The sequence below is a fragment of the Guyparkeria sp. TX1 genome (genome assembly GCF_046523965.1).
In the GTDB taxonomy this organism is placed as follows: domain Bacteria; phylum Pseudomonadota; class Gammaproteobacteria; order Halothiobacillales; family Halothiobacillaceae; genus Guyparkeria.
The window spans coordinates 1,911,831-1,929,020 of record NZ_CP144142.1; the positions used below are offsets into that span (position 1 = coordinate 1,911,831).

The 17,190-nt window shown below is 65.2% G+C and carries 19 protein-coding genes and 1 other RNA gene; 2 read left to right on the forward strand and 18 right to left on the reverse strand.

Annotated features, from left to right (window positions below; translation table 11 throughout):
* Positions 1-27: 27 nt before the first annotated feature.
* Both mnmC and VWP12_RS08800 read right to left on the reverse strand, forming a co-directional pair.
* Positions 28-1,986 carry an FAD-dependent 5-carboxymethylaminomethyl-2-thiouridine(34) oxidoreductase MnmC gene (mnmC, locus tag VWP12_RS08795; RefSeq protein ID WP_410473817.1) on the reverse strand — a complete coding sequence of 653 codons (1,959 nt, stop codon included), beginning with the start codon at positions 1,984-1,986 and terminating at the stop codon, positions 28-30.
* The gene (locus VWP12_RS08800) at positions 1,983-2,396 is read right to left on the reverse strand and encodes a secondary thiamine-phosphate synthase enzyme YjbQ (protein WP_410473818.1); all 414 of its coding nucleotides are present in this window, start codon (positions 2,394-2,396) and stop codon (positions 1,983-1,985) included. Before VWP12_RS08800 ends, mnmC begins: the two co-directional genes overlap by 4 nt.
* Before the next feature lie 131 nt (positions 2,397-2,527).
* Here VWP12_RS08800 and VWP12_RS08805 point away from each other — a divergent pair, with 131 nt between their 5' ends.
* On the forward strand, positions 2,528-2,899 hold the full coding sequence (locus VWP12_RS08805) for a PilZ domain-containing protein (RefSeq protein ID WP_125198942.1): 372 nt from the start codon (positions 2,528-2,530) through the stop codon (positions 2,897-2,899).
* A 93-nt stretch (positions 2,900-2,992) separates the two neighbouring features.
* Positions 2,993-4,078, forward strand: a complete 1,086-nt coding sequence (locus VWP12_RS08810; protein WP_410473819.1) for a GGDEF domain-containing protein — start codon at positions 2,993-2,995, stop codon at positions 4,076-4,078.
* A gap of 55 nt (positions 4,079-4,133) precedes the next feature.
* On the opposite strand, the gene VWP12_RS08815 is transcribed toward VWP12_RS08810, so the two are convergent.
* The 16 genes from VWP12_RS08815 to VWP12_RS08890 form a co-directional block, all read right to left on the reverse strand.
* Positions 4,134-4,640, reverse strand: coding sequence for a hypothetical protein (locus tag VWP12_RS08815; protein WP_410473820.1), 507 nt, complete (start codon positions 4,638-4,640; stop codon positions 4,134-4,136).
* Positions 4,641-4,720: 80 nt separating this feature from the next.
* Positions 4,721-5,323: a recombination mediator RecR gene (recR, locus tag VWP12_RS08820; RefSeq protein WP_410473821.1), complete on the reverse strand. Its 603-nt coding sequence runs from the start codon at positions 5,321-5,323 to the stop codon at positions 4,721-4,723.
* 70 nt (positions 5,324-5,393) lie between these two features.
* Positions 5,394-5,717 (reverse strand): YbaB/EbfC family nucleoid-associated protein, encoded by a 324-nt coding sequence (locus tag VWP12_RS08825; RefSeq protein WP_125198939.1) that lies wholly within the window; start codon positions 5,715-5,717, stop codon positions 5,394-5,396.
* Positions 5,718-5,737: 20 nt separating this feature from the next.
* Positions 5,738-7,561, reverse strand: coding sequence for a DNA polymerase III subunit gamma/tau (dnaX, locus tag VWP12_RS08830; RefSeq protein WP_410473822.1), 1,824 nt, complete (start codon positions 7,559-7,561; stop codon positions 5,738-5,740).
* A 26-nt stretch (positions 7,562-7,587) separates the two neighbouring features.
* An RNA gene (gene ffs / locus VWP12_RS08835) (signal recognition particle sRNA small type) lies at positions 7,588-7,684 on the reverse strand.
* Positions 7,685-7,783: 99 nt separating this feature from the next.
* Complete coding sequence (gene hisC, locus VWP12_RS08840) at positions 7,784-8,875, reverse strand: histidinol-phosphate transaminase (RefSeq protein WP_410473823.1); 1,092 nt, start codon at positions 8,873-8,875, stop codon at positions 7,784-7,786.
* Positions 8,876-8,878: 3 nt separating this feature from the next.
* Entirely contained in the window at positions 8,879-10,180 is a 1,302-nt protein-coding gene (gene hisD / locus VWP12_RS08845; protein WP_410473824.1) for a histidinol dehydrogenase, read from the reverse strand.
* Positions 10,180-10,821, reverse strand: a complete 642-nt coding sequence (gene hisG / locus VWP12_RS08850; RefSeq protein ID WP_410473825.1) for an ATP phosphoribosyltransferase — start codon at positions 10,819-10,821, stop codon at positions 10,180-10,182. The genes hisD and hisG overlap by 1 nt, the downstream gene beginning before the upstream one ends.
* Before the next feature lie 5 nt (positions 10,822-10,826).
* A complete protein-coding gene (gene murA, locus VWP12_RS08855; RefSeq protein WP_410473826.1) occupies positions 10,827-12,086 on the reverse strand; it encodes a UDP-N-acetylglucosamine 1-carboxyvinyltransferase in 1,260 nt (419 codons plus the stop codon).
* A gap of 28 nt (positions 12,087-12,114) precedes the next feature.
* Positions 12,115-12,438: a lipid asymmetry maintenance protein MlaB gene (locus VWP12_RS08860; RefSeq protein WP_125198934.1), complete on the reverse strand. Its 324-nt coding sequence runs from the start codon at positions 12,436-12,438 to the stop codon at positions 12,115-12,117.
* Positions 12,419-13,075 carry a phospholipid-binding protein MlaC gene (locus VWP12_RS08865; RefSeq protein ID WP_410473827.1) on the reverse strand — a complete coding sequence of 219 codons (657 nt, stop codon included), beginning with the start codon at positions 13,073-13,075 and terminating at the stop codon, positions 12,419-12,421. The genes VWP12_RS08860 and VWP12_RS08865 overlap by 20 nt, the downstream gene beginning before the upstream one ends.
* A 68-nt stretch (positions 13,076-13,143) precedes the next feature.
* Positions 13,144-14,550, reverse strand: a complete 1,407-nt coding sequence (locus VWP12_RS08870; protein WP_410473828.1) for a TolC family protein — start codon at positions 14,548-14,550, stop codon at positions 13,144-13,146.
* The gene (mlaD, locus tag VWP12_RS08875) at positions 14,547-15,005 is read right to left on the reverse strand and encodes an outer membrane lipid asymmetry maintenance protein MlaD (RefSeq protein WP_322520589.1); all 459 of its coding nucleotides are present in this window, start codon (positions 15,003-15,005) and stop codon (positions 14,547-14,549) included. The genes VWP12_RS08870 and mlaD overlap by 4 nt, the downstream gene beginning before the upstream one ends.
* A 4-nt stretch (positions 15,006-15,009) precedes the next feature.
* Positions 15,010-15,798, reverse strand: coding sequence for a lipid asymmetry maintenance ABC transporter permease subunit MlaE (mlaE, locus tag VWP12_RS08880; RefSeq protein WP_240031437.1), 789 nt, complete (start codon positions 15,796-15,798; stop codon positions 15,010-15,012).
* Positions 15,795-16,595 (reverse strand): ABC transporter ATP-binding protein, encoded by an 801-nt coding sequence (locus tag VWP12_RS08885; RefSeq protein ID WP_125198949.1) that lies wholly within the window; start codon positions 16,593-16,595, stop codon positions 15,795-15,797. Before VWP12_RS08885 ends, mlaE begins: the two co-directional genes overlap by 4 nt.
* 23 nt (positions 16,596-16,618) lie before the next feature.
* Positions 16,619-17,107 carry a hypothetical protein gene (locus tag VWP12_RS08890; protein ID WP_410473829.1) on the reverse strand — a complete coding sequence of 163 codons (489 nt, stop codon included), beginning with the start codon at positions 17,105-17,107 and terminating at the stop codon, positions 16,619-16,621.
* Positions 17,108-17,190 lie beyond the last annotated feature (83 nt).

Genomic DNA, 17,190 nt, shown 5'->3' on the forward strand with positions numbered 1-17,190 from the left:
CGGACCAACTGATCCCATCGCTCGGTTTTAGCCGGACCGTCCGCCGCGGCGTGCCTGCTTGCGAGCGGCACGTTCGTCGAAGCGTTGCGGGCACAGGCCGTCGGCGAGGTCCCGCGGCAACGGCGACGGGGTTTGCTCGATTTGCGACGCGAGAAACTCGGCGAGCCAAGCCGACCAGGTGAGGCCACGGGCGCCATGTCCGGTCGATACCCACAGCCCGTCGGCTACCCGACCCACGATCGGCAGGCGGTCCGGCGTCGTGGCACGCAAGGAGGCGCGTCCCTGCAGGGCACCGGTGGACAGCTGCGCGGCGAGTGAGGGGGCGATGGCGGCAAGCCGTTGCCGGTTCTCCTCGTGCTCGACGTCCCGGACCATAAGCTCGGTATCGCCGGGGAGGAAGCTCGCCCCGAACAGGCGCTCGCCACTCGGCAGGTCGAGCGCATAGCCCTCGCGCATCAGGGGGCGACCACTCACCGGAGCATGGTCGGATCGCTCACTCCCATGCGCCCCCCAGCTGACCTGCCCCCGACATGGCTCGATCCACGGTGCCAGTGTCTCGATCAGGGCCCCGCTTGACGGGCCAGCCGCCACGATCACCTCGGCAAACGGCCCGTGCGTCAGACCATCGGCCGTCTGCACATACCACGCGCCCGTCTCCCCAAGCAGACGCCGCACCGGCCGATCGAGTCGCGTCTCGATACAGGGGGTGGCGAGCCAGTGGGCAATGACCTCGCGTGGACGAAGCCAGCCGGCCGTCGGGAAGTACCAGCCGGGGGAGTCGATATCGGTGACACCGGTCAGCCCGCGCAACGAGGTGGCCTCACACCACTGAGCGAAGCCCGGAACCGGCTGCAGTTCCGCGGCAATCCCGGCTTGGCGCGCGACATGCCGCTCGCTGCGCCCAAGCTTGATCACGCCGTCGAACGTAGCCGTCTCCCCGTCGACCAGCTCACCCAGTTCGGCGCGCATGAAGCCCATGCCGGTCGCGGTCAGTTGCGACAGGCGGTTCCAGTCGCGACTGATCACCGGGGCCACCAAGCCGGCCGGGTTGCCCGAGCCGCCACCGGCAGGCCGGGAACCGGCCTCGAACACCACGACCTCGCGCCCCCGTCGGGCAAGCGACCGGGCCGTCGTGGTCCCGGCCATCCCGGCACCCAGGACGGCGATGGGCCCATCGGCCCGGGTCGAGGCCGCGGCATTGTTGCCCTGCCCGTCGTCACGACGGGCAATGAGCATGTCTTCGTGGGGGACGAAGCCCGGACGCTGCTGGGCAGAGAAACCGGCCGCGACCAGCGCCTCACGCACCGATGGCGTCGCATCAGCCGCGGCGGCGGTCGCCCCCAGGGCAGATAGCCGATCCAGCTGCGCGATCAGCTGCTCCTGCCACGGCTCGGGATAGCGACCGGGGTTGACCCCATCCAGATAGAAGGCATCGAAACAGCCGTCAATGCGCGGGAACTGGACGCCGGGGTCGCCCCAGATCATGGTCAGGCGGATACGCCCACCTGCGAACAGGCGCCGATGAAACCCGGGCACGGGGTCGGGCCACTGCGCGTGTAGCGCCGACTGCAGGTCAACGAAACGTTCGTCGGCCCCTGCCGAGAACCGCGGGTGCGCGGCAAGCCACTGCCGCGCCGCGCGTTGCAGCACAACCGCCAGACGCGGCAGATCACCGGTCGCGACGGGGTGCGGCTCCAGGCTGACGAAATCGAGAGTGGCCTCCGGCGGCGCCACTTCCAGGAACCGCAACGCGGTGGCGAGGAAATTGCCACCCGTGCCGAAACCGGTCTCGAGGATGCGGTTCCCCCGCCCCTGAGCAAAGCGTGCGTGAAGGTCATTGCCGGCGAGAAAGACATGATCACTCTCGGCAAAACCACTCACCTGGGAAAAGTCCAGACCACCCAAGGTCTCGCCGTACGGGGCGCCATTCTCACGCCATGAAAGCTCGGCCGGCTTCAGCGGCCAGCCACCCTCGATCAGGCTCATTGCCGCTCGGGCAGTTGGGTGATCACGATGCGGCGCCGGTGCGGGTGGGCCCGGTGCTCCCACAGAAACACGCCCTGCCACGTTCCCAGCATCAAACGCCCGTCGCTCATGGGCAACGACAGCTCGTGACCTGCCAACAGGGTCCGAAAGTGGGCTGCCATGTCATCCGGCCCTTCGTCGTCGTGACGATAGTCCGGGTCTCCATCCGGGGCCGCGCGGCCGATCAGCGTCTCTAGGTCGGTGCGCACCTCCGGCGAGGCATTTTCGGTCAGGATCAGCGAGGCACTGGTGTGCTGCAGGAACAGATGGCAAAGACCACTGCCGGACAACCCGGCCTGCACCTGGCTGGTGATGTTGGTAAAGCCCCGTCCGGGGGTGCGTATCTCGATCACATTCGGCATGGGCGGCATTCTAGCAGCCCACGGCGCAGTCCCCACGTCCGACTCGGGCTCCCGGCGGTGGCGCTCGAGACGGGAAGAAAGTATCCTTGCAACCAATTGCGGCTCAGTGCACCACAGTCGTCCAGGAGCAGTACAACGGAATGATCACGCAACGCCGCTTCGCCCGTGTCGAGATCCCGCTTCCGGTGCGCATTCGCTGCCCGAAGGAAACGCTGCGGGGCACCATCCTCGACGTCTCGCTTAAGGGCATCCTCATCGAGCTCGAAACCGCTGGCAGCCTCAGCGACGACTGTGTCGCCGAAGCACTGAACATCGAGATCCTCTCGGATCCGGACCAGACCGTTCTCGTCGAGCTCACCGCCCGCATCGTCCGCGAGTCGAACCGCACCCTGGCCCTGGCTTGGTCCAGTATCGAACTCGATGCCCTGACCCATCTGCGCGAACTGTTGCAGGCCAACGGCGTGGAAGAGCATCAACTCTCGCGCGAGCTGTCCGAGCTCCTGGACGACTGACATAGACACCATTGCGTCGATGCCCGGGCGGCAGGCCCGACGCGACATACCAACACACGCCGCCGCCCGCGGCGTAAAGGACCGAAACGTTACATGTTCGATTACAGCCACGACCGCGGCCAAGCCAGCGAAATCATGCGAATGGTGCTCTCCCAACTCGCCGAGCTGGGACTGCCACCGACCCCGGTCTACATCACCCTGTTCTACGAACGCGCCCTCAAGCGCGACGCCAGCCTCACCAAGGACATGGACGACGCGATCAACAGCAGCAAAGGCCTGACCCAAGAGGTCGCCCAGGACCTGTTCGACACGCATGTGCTCAACGGCGCACTCAAACAGATGTCGCGCGCCCAGGACATCATGCTGCGCGTGATGCGCAACATGATGTTGCAGATGCTCAATACCGGGAATGAGTTCTCCAATTTCGCCTCGACCCTGGGCGACTTCGTACGCCAGATCGATCGCAGCGAATCGGTGGAAGCCCTGCGCGCGCTGACCGAAGAGGTCATGGAGGATACCCGCCACGTCGAGAAGAGCGCACTGGAATCCTCCGACCAGATGAACAGTGCCGGCGACCAGATCGCCAAGCTGCGCAAGGAACTGGAAAGCGCCCGTCGCGATGCCCGCACCGACCCGCTGACCGGCCTGCCCAACCGGCGCGGTCTCAATGACATGTTGCAAAAACAGATCACGGCCGCCGTATCGGCTGGGGAGCCGGGGGCGTTCCTGCTGGCCGATATCGATCACTTCAAGCAGATCAATGACAACTACGGCCACCTGGTCGGCGACAAGATCCTGCGCTTTATCGCCCGCACCCTCAAGGAACACGTCAAGGGTCAGGACCAGGTGTTGCGCTACGGTGGCGAAGAGTTCGCGATCGTCCTGCCCGACACCCCCACCGATGGCGCGATGGCCGTCGCCAACAAGCTGCGCAATATCATTTCGCAGTCAAAGCTGCGTCTGGCCGAGAGCGGCCGCGAACTCGGTGAGCTCACCATCTCGATCGGGCTGACAAACGTGACGTCCCAGGATTACGCCGACAGCATTATCCAGCGTGCCGACGACGCGCTGCTGGCCGCCAAGCGCAAGGGCCGCGACCGCGTGATCCACAACCCCGCCGATCCCAACGCGACCGGACCGGACACTCTGATCGACGAGCAAAACAACACCACGATCTAGGTTACTTCAGAGTCCTCACCAAGCCCGCGCACGGGTTGAGTGGCACAGGCCTTCTCTAGAATGCCCCTCTGACGTTCTTCTGGCTGCAAAGGTCTTCGCGTCCGACCACCTTTCCTTGCTCTAACCGATACACGGCCAGACAGTCGGCTTGGGTCACCAACGGATCGGACATGCCCTCTTCGCGTATCAGCACCACCGGGTAATCCCGATCACGCAGCGCCGGCAAGGCAAAGAGGCGGCTGATCAGGCCCGACATGCGGCTGATATCCGAGAGATAGACCACCTCCCCGCCGATCAACCGCTCACCCACAACCTCCTCAAGCACCGGTGACAGAGACTCATCGGCCTGTTTGGAGCGGGAAAAGACGATCGCCTCGGTGGAATCACCCGGTAGCTGATGCGTTTTCTCGTGCTGGTCATCCAGCTTCCAACTCGGAAAGGAGTCACCAATCTCGATTGCAGCTGCCTTGGTCGCCCCGTCGGCCATGGCATTGACCGTGAGGGCCGGTACGGCCATCAGTAATGTCGCGGCGAACGCCGCAAAGGAACGGGTCTGGATCATGGAGGCTTCTCCTCTTGGGGCAGGAGAAACTTATACTACATGCGTTGCCTTTATAGAGGCGCGTCCGACATGGCCGGAGATCAAGAATCGGCTTCCCGACGGCCCTTGAGCGCTAGGCTCAGCGTGCTGGCATCGATGTACTCAAGCTCGCCCCCCATCGGCACGCCCTGGGCCAGACGGGTGACACGCAACCCCCTTGAACGCGCCAACTCGGTGACGTACCCGGCGGTCGCCTCGCCCTCAATGGTTGCGCTGGTGGCGAGAATCACCTCCTCAATCCCCGACTGGTCGAGACGTGCGGCCAACTGGTCGAGTTTAAGCTCGTCCGGGCCGATCCCGTCCAACGGCGACAGGCGACCCAGCAGCAGGAAATAGCGCCCCTGATAGGCGCCCGAGGACTCGATCGCGATCCAGTCGGCGGGCGACTCGACCACACAAAGCAGCCGGTCATCGCGCTGATCGTCGGCACAGATCGGGCAGATCTCCCCCTCGGTGAATACCCGACACGAGCGGCAATGCCCGAGCTTTTCCAGTGCCTCGCCGATCGCCTCGGCCAGGCGCCCTGCCCCGGCGCGATCCCGTTCGAGCAGGTGCAGCGCCATTCGTTGCGCCGTCTTCTGCCCCACCGTGGGCAGACAGCGCAGCGCGTCGATCAGTTGCTGGAAACTGGGCGAGAATTGCACGAGTCACGTCTTCCGAAAGAGAAAAGCCCGAACCGCAAAGGATCGGGCGATGGGATCAGAAAAGGCCGATTTAGAACGGCATCTTGAAGCCCGGAGGCAGGTTCATGCCGGCGGTCATGCCTGACATCTTTTCCTGCTGCTCCTGCTCGATACGCCGGGCTGCGTCATTGATCGCCGCGGCAATCAGATCCTCGAGCATGTCCTTGTCGTCTTCCAGCAGGCTCGGATCGATCGAGACACGCCGCGCTTCGTGCTTGCCGGTCATGGTCACCTTGACCAGGCCGCCACCGGACTGGCCTTCGACTTCCATCTTGGCGACTTCTTCCTGCATGCGCTGCATGTTTTCCTGCATCGCCTGCGCCTGTTTCATCAGGTTGCCCATTCCACCTTTCATCTGCCGATGTCTCCTGCTCGCTAACGTTCGTTGACTGCGCCGTGATCGCCCACGGGACGCACGGATTCTCGAATCAGTTCGGCCCCGGCACGCTCCGCGACGACGCGTGCGGCCGGGTGGTCGCGCAACGATTGCTCTCGCGCCTCGGCCGCCGCTTGCTCGTTGCGCTCCCGGATTTGTGCCGGGGTTTCAACCGGGGTTTCCCCCTGGGCGTATCCTGGGGCGTCCGGTTGCGGTGACGGCTCGCCGGATGCCGCGGCCGGCTTGGCTCGCTCCGGTGCTGCCGCCGCCGACGTCTCACCGACTTCGAATCGAACCGGGTGTTGCACGCCGAGTCGTTGCAATTGTGCGACCAGCCGTTCCTGCGTGGCTTTCGAGGCCATGGAGAGGAACCCGGGGTCGATCACCAGGACGACCGAGTCGTCGTCGTTGATCGCGTGACAGCGCTCGGCGAGGCTACGAGCCGGCATGGAAAGCTGCGCGACAATCTCGAACCAGTTATCGGGCGTGATCGTCCGACCACTGCTTGCCTGGCTTTCCATTGCTCCGGGCGCCTCGATACGCCCCTTGCCGGGGCCAGCACGATTCCCCTCCTCAGCCGCGGCACTCGCCGGAGTCGATTGGCTCAAGCCGGCCGCATCGGCACGATAATCGGACGGCTCTCGGTCGGCGACACCGACCGGTGCCCCGGATGTTTCTTCATGAGACGCCGGGGTCGACTCCTGCTGCGATTGCGCGTGCCCTGTCGCGGTGGATGCCACCTGACGCGCGGGCGGTCCATCGTTTCCTGGGCCGGTGCCTGGCTCGAAGGCCAGCATGCGCAGCAGGGTCATCTCCAGGCCCACGCGTGGCGAGGGTGCCCAACCGATGTCGCGACGGCCGGACAAGGCGATCTGGTACCAGAGCTGCAGGGTGGCCGCATCCGCGTTCAGCGCCGGGGCATCGGTCGGCAACCATTGGGAGAGGGCCGCTTGGTGGACCGTCTCGGCCAGTTCGGCCAACAGCCGCGCCGGGTCCACCGATCGTTCCAGCGCCTGATCCACCAGCCCAAACACCCCGTCGGCATCGCCGGCGGCAAGCCGTTCGAGCAGACCGTGCAACAGGCGTCGATCGGTGACACCGAGCATGTCGGCTATCGCGTTCGTCTCCAGCCGACCATCGCAGAAACCGATCGCCTGATCGACGAGGCTCAGGGCATCGCGCATCGAGCCGCCGGCGGCCTCCGCGACCAGTCGCAGGGCTTCCGAGTCGGCCTCGATGCCCTCCCGATTGAGGATGTCGGCGAGATAGGTCTGGATATGTGCCTGCGGCAGCGCCCGCAGGTTGAACTGCAGGCAGCGAGACAGCACTGTCACCGGCAACTTCTGCGGATCGGTGGTCGCTAGCAGGAACTTGACGTGCTCGGGCGGCTCTTCCAGCGTCTTCAACAGGGCGTTGAAGCTGGCCTGGGAGAACATGTGCACTTCGTCGATCAGGTAGATCTTGAAGCGGCCCTTGACCGGCAGATAGACGACATTCTCCAGCAGGTCGCGGGTGTCATCGACCTTGGTTCGCGAAGCGGCGTCGACCTCGATCAGGTCGACAAAGCGACCCGAGTCGATCTCGAGACAGGCAGCGCATTCGCCGCAAGGCCGGCTGGAAACGCCCTGCTCGCAGTTGAGTGCCTTCGCGAAGATGCGGGCAACCGTCGTCTTGCCCACCCCGCGGGTGCCGGTGAACAGGTAGGCGTGGTGGAGACGGTCGCGATCCAGCGCGTTGGTGAGTGCCTGGAGCACGTGACCCTGGCCGACCATGTCGTCGAAACGCCGGGGTCGCCACTTGCGTGCCAGTACCAGATAACTCATAGCGCAGGATCCAATTGGGTGGCACCCTGCATCCGCCGATCTCCGGCGCCCGGATCGACCGCTACCGTTGCTCCCTTCCGGGCCTGGCGGAATTCACGGAGATCCGTCGCGAAGGGACGAACACAGGGCACCATTGGGTGGCGTCGTGGCCGGCCTGTTGCTGGCCAGAACGCGAGCGAAGAATAACACGCAGGCCGAGGCGAAAACAGGCCGGCCCGCACATCACCCCTCGGCGAGAATCTCGTCGAGGGCGGCGAGCAGGGCCGCGTTCTGCCCCTCGCTGCCGATCGTGATCCGCAGGTGATCACCGATCCGGGCGCGGTCGAAGTGGCGCACGATCACCCGACGTTCCCGCAGACTCGCGGCAAGCGCAGCCCCGGCACGCGTCGAGTGACGGGCAAGCAGGAAATTGGCGGCCGACGGCAACACCTCGAAGCCACGTGCCTCCAGATCAGCGCCGAGCTGCTCACGCATGGCGATGATCGCTCGACGCGTCTGTTCGAAGTACGCCTCGTCCTGGTAGGCGGCGATGGCGCCCGCACTTGCCAGGCGGTCGACGGGGTAGGAATTGAAGCTGTCCTTGACCCGCGCGAGCCCCTCGATCAGCCCGGCATCGCCGATGGCAAATCCCAGGCGCAGCCCGGCCAACGAACGCGACTTCGACAGGGTCTGCGTCACCAGCAGGTTCGGGTAGCTGTCGATCAGCCCGATCGCCGTTTCCCCGCCGAAATCGACGTAGGCTTCGTCGATCACTACCGCACAATCGGCAAAATGCGCCGCAAGTCGTTCGACCTGGTCGATCGACAGCAAGCGGCCAGTAGGCGCGTTTGGGTTGGGCAGGATCACCCCGCCCACGCTCGACGGGTCGATGGCGCACATCGCCTCGACATCCACCGCCAGTTCCTCGTCCAGGGCGACCATGCGCGGCTCGATGCCAAACAGCCGACAATAGACCGGGTAGAACGAGTAGGTGATGTCCGGAAACACCACCGGCCGGCCACGCTGAAACAGCGCCCGGAACAGGAAACCCAGCACCTCGTCCGAGCCATTGCCGACGAAGACCTGATCGGCCGTGACACCGTGGTATTCGGCGAGACACTCGCGCAGCGCCAGGCTGGTCGGATCCGGGTAGAGGCGCAGCCCATCGTCGGCCGCGGCGCGAATCGCCTCGATCACCCGCGGCGAGGGACCGAACGGATTCTCGTTGGTATTGAGCTTGACCAGGTCATCGATCTTCGGCTGCTCGCCCGGCACGTAGGGTGACAGCTCGCCCAGATCATCCGACCAGAAACGGTTGAACATGGCGTCGGCCATTGCTCAGTCCTCGGCCTCGACCCGATAGCGAGCCGACTGGGCGTGCGCCTCGAGCCCCTCGGCACGGGCCAGCCGGTCGGCAACGCGACCCAGTTCCGCGGCACCGGCCGGGGAACAGTGGATGATGCTCGATCGCTTCTGGAAGTCGTAAACCCCCAGTGGCGAGGAAAAGCGCGCCGTGCCCGATGTGGGCAGGACGTGGTTGGGGCCCGCGCAGTAGTCGCCCAGGGCCTCGGCGGTGTAGCGACCGACGAAGATGGCCCCGGCATTGCGGATATCACCCAGACGCTTCTCTGCACCCTCGAACGAGAGTTCCAGGTGCTCGGGGGCGATGCGGTTGACCAGTTCGATCGCGTGATCGATATCGGCAACCTCGATCAGCGCGCCACGGGTTTCCAGTGCCTTGGCGATGATCTCGGCACGCGGCTGATCCGGCAAGAGGCGCTCGATCGAGGCGGCAACCGTATCGAGGAAATCGGGATCGTGGGCCAACAGGATCGACTGCGCCTGCTCGTCGTGCTCGGCCTGCGAGAACAGGTCCATCGCGATCCAGTCGGGGTCGGTGTGACCGTCGCAGACGATCAGGATCTCGGACGGGCCGGCGATCATGTCGATGCCCACCTGGCCGAAGACCTCGCGTTTCGCGGCCGCGACGAAGATATTGCCCGGCCCGACAATCTTGTCCACTGCCGGGATCGTCTCGGTGCCATACGCCAATGCGCCGACGGCCTGGGCGCCACCGACGGTGAACACGCGATCCACGCCGGCGATACGTGCCGCGGCAAGCACGGTGTCGTTCTGCACCCCATCGGGGGTGGGCACGACCATGATCACCTGTTCGACCCCGGCGACCTTGGCCGGGATCGCGTTCATCAGCACCGACGACGGATAGGCCGCCTTGCCGCCGGGCACGTAGAGCCCCACCCGGTCGAGCGGCGTGACCTGCTGGCCAAGGACGTTGCCGTTGGCTTCGGTGTACGACCAGCTCTCGCCCTTCTGCCGCTCGGCGTAGGCCCGCAGGCGCTCAGCGGCCAGTTCGAGGGCCTCGCGCACATCGTCCGGGATCGCCCCGAGGGCGGCATCGAGTCGCTCGGCAGACAATTCCAGTTCGGCCGCGGAGGTGACCTCGAGCCGATCGAGACGTCGGGTGTGTTCGACCACGGCGGCATCACCGCGCTGGCGCACGTCGGCCAGGATCTCGCGAACGATGCCCTCGACCCGATCATCGGCCATGCCCGACCAGTCGAGGAGTTCGCCCAGTTGACTGTCAAAGCCCGCGGCGCGGGCATTCATGCGACGGATCATCACTTGCCCTCCAGGTACTGCTCCACCCGGTCGACGAAATCGGTCACCCGAGCATGCTTGAGCTTCTGCGCCGCGCGATTGACGATCAGGCGCGAGGAAATCTCGGCGATGTGCTCGAGCGGCTCCAGGCCATTGGCGCGCAGCGTGTTGCCGGTATCAACCACGTCGACGATGCAGTCGCCCAGATCGACCAGCGGCGCGAGCTCCATCGAGCCGTACAGCTTGATCAGCTCGATCTGCCGACCACGGTCGGCAAAATAGGACTCGGCGGCACGGGTGTACTTCGTGGCCACCCGGATGCGCCCGGCACGCTCGAGCGCCCCAGGCTTGCCCGCCACCATCAGCTTGCACTGGGCAATCTTGAGATCGACCAGTTCGAACAGGCCATCGCCGCCGTGCTCGAACAGCACGTCCTTGCCCGCAACACCGATGTCGGCGGCCCCATGCTGGACGTAGGTCGGCACATCCGAGGCACGCAGGATCAGCAGGCGCACACTCGGATCGCTGGTCTCGAGGATCAGCTTGCGGCTCTTGTCTGGGTCCTCGAGGGGTTCGATACCCACGGAGGCCAGCAGCGGCAGGGTTTCCTTGAAAATACGCCCCTTGGAGAGCGCAACGACGATCTGGTCGGATTGGGACATAGCGATCAGCTCGTGATCCGTTGGATATTGGCGCCGAGGCGAGAGAGCTTCTCTTCGATGGACTCGTAGCCTCGGTCGATGTGATAGATACGATTGACGACGGTTTCGCCGCTGGCGACCAGCCCCGCCAGCACCAGGCTGGCCGAGGCTCGCAGGTCGGTCGCCATGATGGGCGCACCCGACAGGGTTTCCACTCCGCGAATGATCGCGGTGTTCCCCTCGATGTGGATGTCCGCGCCCATGCGCTGGATTTCCTGGACGTGCATGAAACGGTTTTCGAAGATCGTCTCGACCACCGTCGAGGTGCCCTCGGCCACCGCGTTCATGGCCACGAACTGCGCCTGCATGTCGGTGGGGAAACCCGGATGCGGCGCGGTACGAATATCGACCGCCTTGGGCCGACGTCCGTGCATGTCGAGGCGAATCCAGTCCTCACCCAACTCGATCTCCGCGCCGGCCTGCTCGAGCTTGGCAAGCACCGCATCGAGGAGTTCGGGGCAGGTGTCGCGCACAAGGATACGACCGCGCGTCATTGCCGCGGCGACGAGGTAGGTGCCGGTCTCGATACGATCCGGCAGTACGCGATAGCGCACGCCCTGCAGGCCCTCGACCCCGTGTATGCGGATCACATCGCTGCCCGCACCGCGTACATCCGCGCCCATGGCATTTAGGAAGTTGGCCAGATCGACTACCTCGGGCTCGCGCGCGGCGTTCTCGAGCACGGTTTCACCCTTGGCGAAGACCGCTGCCATCATCAGGTTCTCGGTACCGGTGACCGTGACCTGGTCGAGTACGATGCGCGCGCCGACCAACTGCTCGGCGGCCGTCTCAATGTAGCCACCCTCGACTCGCACGTCGGCGCCCAGTGCCTCGAGCCCCTTGAGGTGGATGTCGACCGGACGGGTACCGATGGCACAACCACCCGGCAGGGAAACCCTCGCTTTCTTGAACCGGGCCAACATCGGGCCGAGCGTGAGGATCGAGGCACGCATGGTGCGCACCAGATCGTAGGGCGCCTCGAGGGTGTCGACCGTTGTGGTGTCGACCTCGACACTCATCTGGTCGCCCACCGTCAGCGTCGCGCCCATGCGGCCCAGCAACTCCATGGTGGTGGTCACGTCCTGCAGGTGCGGGACATTCTCGATGGTCACCGGCGAGTCGGCCAGAAGCGAGGCGGCCATCATCGGCAACACCGCGTTCTTTGCGCCGGAGATGCGAATCTCGCCGTCGAGCGGCGTGCCGCCGCGGATCAGGAGCTTATTCATGAAATCGGATCGGGTCTCGGGCCGTGGGCTAATCCAGGCCGGTCTCGACGGGCATGAGCCCCTCGAGACCGTAGACCGCCAGCATCTGGCGCATGGCCTGGGGCGCGTGAGTGTATCGCAGACGGATGCCTTTTGCCTCGGCGTCGGCCTGAATGGCGGCCAACCAGGCGAGTCCCGCGGTATCGATGCGCTCGACCTGACCGAGGTGCACATCGACCGTCGGGCCCACGACATCCGCCGGGAGATCGCCCGGCTGGCGATCGAGACCCGCACGCAGCAGCGATCCACTCAGGCGGATCACCCCCGGTTCGACGCGCAGATTCCAGCCGCGTTCAGCCCCGGCCGTCTTCATTCTGCTCCCGCAGGGTCCGGATCAGCCCGTCGATGCCGTCACGCTGGATCTTCTGCGCGAAGCTGCCACGGTAGTTGTTGACCAGGCTGATGCCGTCGACCACGACATCGTAGGATTTCCATTCGCCGTTGACCGGTGCCATGCGGTAGTCCACCGGCACGGTACCCAGATCGCCACCGGAGACCTCGGACTCGACCACCAACTCGTCGTCCACCCCACCCGGCTTGGTGCCAACGATCTCGATTTCCTGGTTGCCCAACTCGGAGAGCGGCCCGGCGTACGTCCGCACAAGCAGTCGCTGGAACTCCTTGTTGAACTGCGCGCGCTGTGCGGGGCTCGCCTGCCGGTAGTAACGACCCAAAACCAGCCGGGTCATGCGTTCTGAGTCGACGTGCGGCAACAGCAGCCGATCCACGATCTCGAGCAGCGCCTCGGGATCGGCCTCCACGGCGGCCTGATTCTCGCGAATCTCCGCGATCACCGCTTCGGCGGTCGATTCCACCAGTTCACGGGCCTGTGCTTCGTTCGGCTCGGCGCGTGCTGTCATGGAAAGGCTGGTCATCAGCAGGCCAACCAGCCCCAGGACGAACCAGGAAGCGCGGGGAGCGCGGAAAAACGGGGACAATGCAAAGCTCATAGGGGTCTCATTGTTTGGATGTCATTGGCGACGAGGCCGCGTCGCGACGCGGACTTATTGCTCGAGCCTTACTGGGGGTAGTCACCCGTGGCGATCGCCAGTTTCGCTACGCTCATGTTGTAGTCGTTGATGACGCGGAAATAGTCCGCCTGCGCCTCGGTGTTCGCCTTGACTGCCTCGGCCAACTCCTCGCCGCCCACCAGGCCCGCCTGGTAATCCATGAAGGTCGACACCATCCACTTGCGGGTGTTGTTCTTGGCCGACTCCAGCGCCTGAATCTGTCGATCCAGGCCATGCGACTGGTGATAGGCCTCGGCAACTTGGAACGGAATGCCCTGGCGGGCCAGCTGCGCCTTGGCGACCACACCCTGAAGCTGGGCCTCGGCGTCACTGACATTCGCTCGCATCACACCCGGGTTGAAATCCCACTGCAGCCCGACCACCGGAGCGGCATATGCCTGGTTGAGCGGCTGGTTGATATAGGGGTTGTTGAGCCGATCACGACCCGGCGTGTACGTCGCCCCGGCAACCAAACCGGCATACAGGTTCGGATACCGTTCACTCTTGCGAGCCGCGACGTAATTGCGCATGGCCGCCTGGCCATTGTCGGCCATTGCCATCTCCGGGCGCTGCGCCAGCGCACGATCCGCGAGTTCGCGGAGCTCGCCGTCGGGCAAGGTAATCGGCTCGATGTGCGTTTGTGCCACCTCAATGCTCGAATCGATCGGTACGCCGATGATGGTCTTGAGCCCATCGATTGCGATGGCCTCGACGCTGCCGGCCTCGGCCAGGTAGCGATCAAGCTGGGCCGCCCCGCTCTCGAGTGCGTACAGCTGGCTCATCGGCACTTCGCCGGCCTCGGCATCCTCGCGCATGTCGTCACGGGTGCGATCGACCTGGCGCTTGACCCCTTCGAGCATCTGGCGCGTGTCACGCGCGGCCAGGTAACCCCAGTAGGCGCGGCGTACGGTAAGCCAGGTCTCGCCCCGCGCCAAGGCGACCTCGGAGGCCTTCACGTCTCGGTTCAGACGGGCCGCATCACCGTAGTTCTCCAGCTTGCCGAAGGTGTACAGCGGCTGGATGATCGAGGCAGTCAGCCCGGAGGTGACGGTGAATCCCTCGTCGAGCTCGTTGCCATCGTCCCGCAGGGTGCATCCTCCCTCCGGGCAGGTGTTGGTGCCGTTGGTAAAGATGCCATCCTCGGCCTTCGGTGCCAGCCCCGCGAACAGGTTGGCCGAGACGCGCGGCCCGCCCTCGCCTTTCACCCGCTCGATCAGCGCCTGGGCTCGCGCCACATTGGCACGCTGCTCATCGATACGCGGATCGGCGTGGAGGGCCATCTCGGTGGCCAGCTCCAGGGTGATCGGCTCGCGCGGGGCCACCTCGGCCCGAACGGTGCCGCTTGCCAGGGCAACCAGGGCCACCGCCAGGACCAAGGACCCGCCCCGCTCTATGATTCCGTCTCGATTCTTCATTCTTTTGCCTTGTCGAACAGGAACTTGGAAACCACGCTTTCGAGGATGATCGCCGACTGTGTCATCGTGATCCGGTCGCCGTCCTCGAGCGACTCAAGCGCACCACCGGGCGAAATCTCGACGTATTGCGCCCCGAGCAGACCGGCGGTGTAGATATTGGCGAAGGAGTCAGTCGGCAGGTTGTCGTACTTGTCGTCGATCACCATGCGCACCTCCGCCTGGAACGTTTCCGGGTGGATCTCGATCGAGTCCACTCGGCCGATGGTCAGGCCCGCCAGCTTGACCGGCGATTGCACCGACAGCCCGCCGACGTTGTCGAACCGGGCCGTGACTTCGTAGCCAGCCACGCGACTGGCGCCGAAGTTGCTCCACTGCAGCGCCATCACCATCAGCGCGGCGATCCCGGCGAGCACGAACAGCCCTACCACCAGCTCGACTCCACGTTGCACATTCATTCCATCACGCCCCAAACATGAAAGCCGTCATTACAAAATCCAGTCCCAGCACGGCAAGCGAGCTCAGAACCACGGTCTGTGTCGTCGCGCGCGCCATGCCACTGGCGGTCGGCTCGGCCCGGTAGCCCTCGTAAACCGAGATCAGCGCAATCACCGCGCCGAAGGCAAGCGACTTGATGGCACCGCCACCAACATCGTCCCAGGCCTCCATCTGCTCGCGGATCTGCCCCCAGTATGAGGCCTGATCGACGCCCAGCACCACGACCCCGATCAGGTAACCACCGACGATACCGACCAGCGAAAACATGGCCGCCAGCAAGGGCACCGCGATCATCGCGCCCCAGAAACGCGGGCCGATCACTCGACGCATCGGGTCGACCGCCATCATCTCCAGCGCGGCGAGCTGCTCGGTGGTCTTCATCAAGGCGATCTCGGCGGTGATCGCCGACCCGGCCCGCCCGGCGAACAGCAACGCGGCGACCACGGGTCCAAGTTCACGCACCAGCGACAGGGCCACCATCACCCCGAGCGACTCGCTGGCATTGAAGTTCGACAGGATGTTGTAGCCCTGCAGTCCCAGCACCAGGCCGACGAACCCGCCGGCCACCAGAATAATCACCAGCGAGAGCACGCCGGCGGCGTAAATCTGCTGAAAGATATCCCGGGGGCGCGACCAGGTCGGGATCAGCACCCAGGCCAATTCGACGGCAAACAGCGCCATTGACCCGGCGTGCTGCGCCCCGTCGAGGAACAGGCGGCCGAGCCGGGCGATCGCGTTCAGGAGCGCCTTCACTGTCCACCTCCCAAACCGAGATCGGCAGACAACGGGGACTCGTCTTCAGCCGCGTTGAGCGGGCCGTCGGCAGCCCCGTCGAGAAACTGCGCCAGGGCCGGCTCCTGCTCGCGCTGCGCACGCACCTCCTCCGGTGTGCCCTGCCCGATGACCCGGCCGCCGGCGATCACAATCACCCGGTCGGCGATGCTCATCGCCTCTTTGACGTCGTGGGTCACGACGATGCTGGTCAGGCCCAAGGCATCGTTCAGCCGGCGGATCAGCCGTAGCAACACGCCCATGCTGACCGGGTCCTGACCCGCGAAAGGTTCGTCATAGAGCATGATTTCCGGGTCGAGGGCCATGGCGCGGGCCAGCGCGGCCCGGCGCGCCATGCCGCCGGAGAGTGCGGCCGGATACTTGTCCCGCGCCGAGCGCAACCCGACCGCCTCGAGCTTGAACAGGACAATGCGGCGAATCAGCGCCTCGTCCAGACGCGAATGGGCACGCAGCGGAAAAGCAACGTTCTCGCCCACCGTCAGGTCGGTGAACAGGGCCCCGTTCTGAAACAGCACGCCCATGCGCCGGCGCAGGGCGTACAGCGCCTTGCGGCGGGCACGCGCCACCTCGATGCCGTCGACCATCACCCGACCACTCGCCGGGCGCACCTGTCCACCGATCAAGCGCAACAGCGTCGTCTTGCCGGTGCCCGAGGGGCCGAGCACTACCGTGACCTCGCCGCGACCAAAATGCATGTCGACGCCATCGAAGATCACCTGGGCGCCACGGGAGAAGTGCACGCCGTCGAGCTCGATCATGTCGGTCGTGGTGCGTGAATCAGTCACCGTCCCATCAACTCCGTCAGGGTGCGCAACCGGTCAACCGTGGCAACCGAGGGCGGCTCGCCGTCGACGAACAAGGCGGCCTCGGCCGGCGCCTGATCCAGGAAGGCCGACAGCCAGGCATGCAGATCGGCCGGCTGGTCACTGGCCGGAACCAGCCCCACCACCGCCGGCGCACTGGGGGTACCGGGGCGCCAGAGTGGCGTATCGTCCGTCAAGCGCACCACGGCGTGGCGGCCAGCATCGACCAGCGACTGCCACCCGGGCGACCACGCCGCATCCTCGACCACCACAAACACGTCTGTGGGGGAATCGTGCAGCTCAGCGAGCACGGTATCGACGTCCGGATCGTCTCCTGCCACCCACAAGGCATCCTGCTCGTTGAGCAGAAAGGCCACACGCCAGTCGGCCGGCATCTCGGGATCGAAAAAGCTCGATTCCAGTGCCGGCGAACGCCGGTAGCGCAGACCTAGATGTATCGCCTTCATGGCTGGTGACTACCTCGGAAAGTCGATCGGCTGCCCCTGAGCGTGTCAAACGGGGGCCTCAGGATCGCGATCGGATCGCTAAA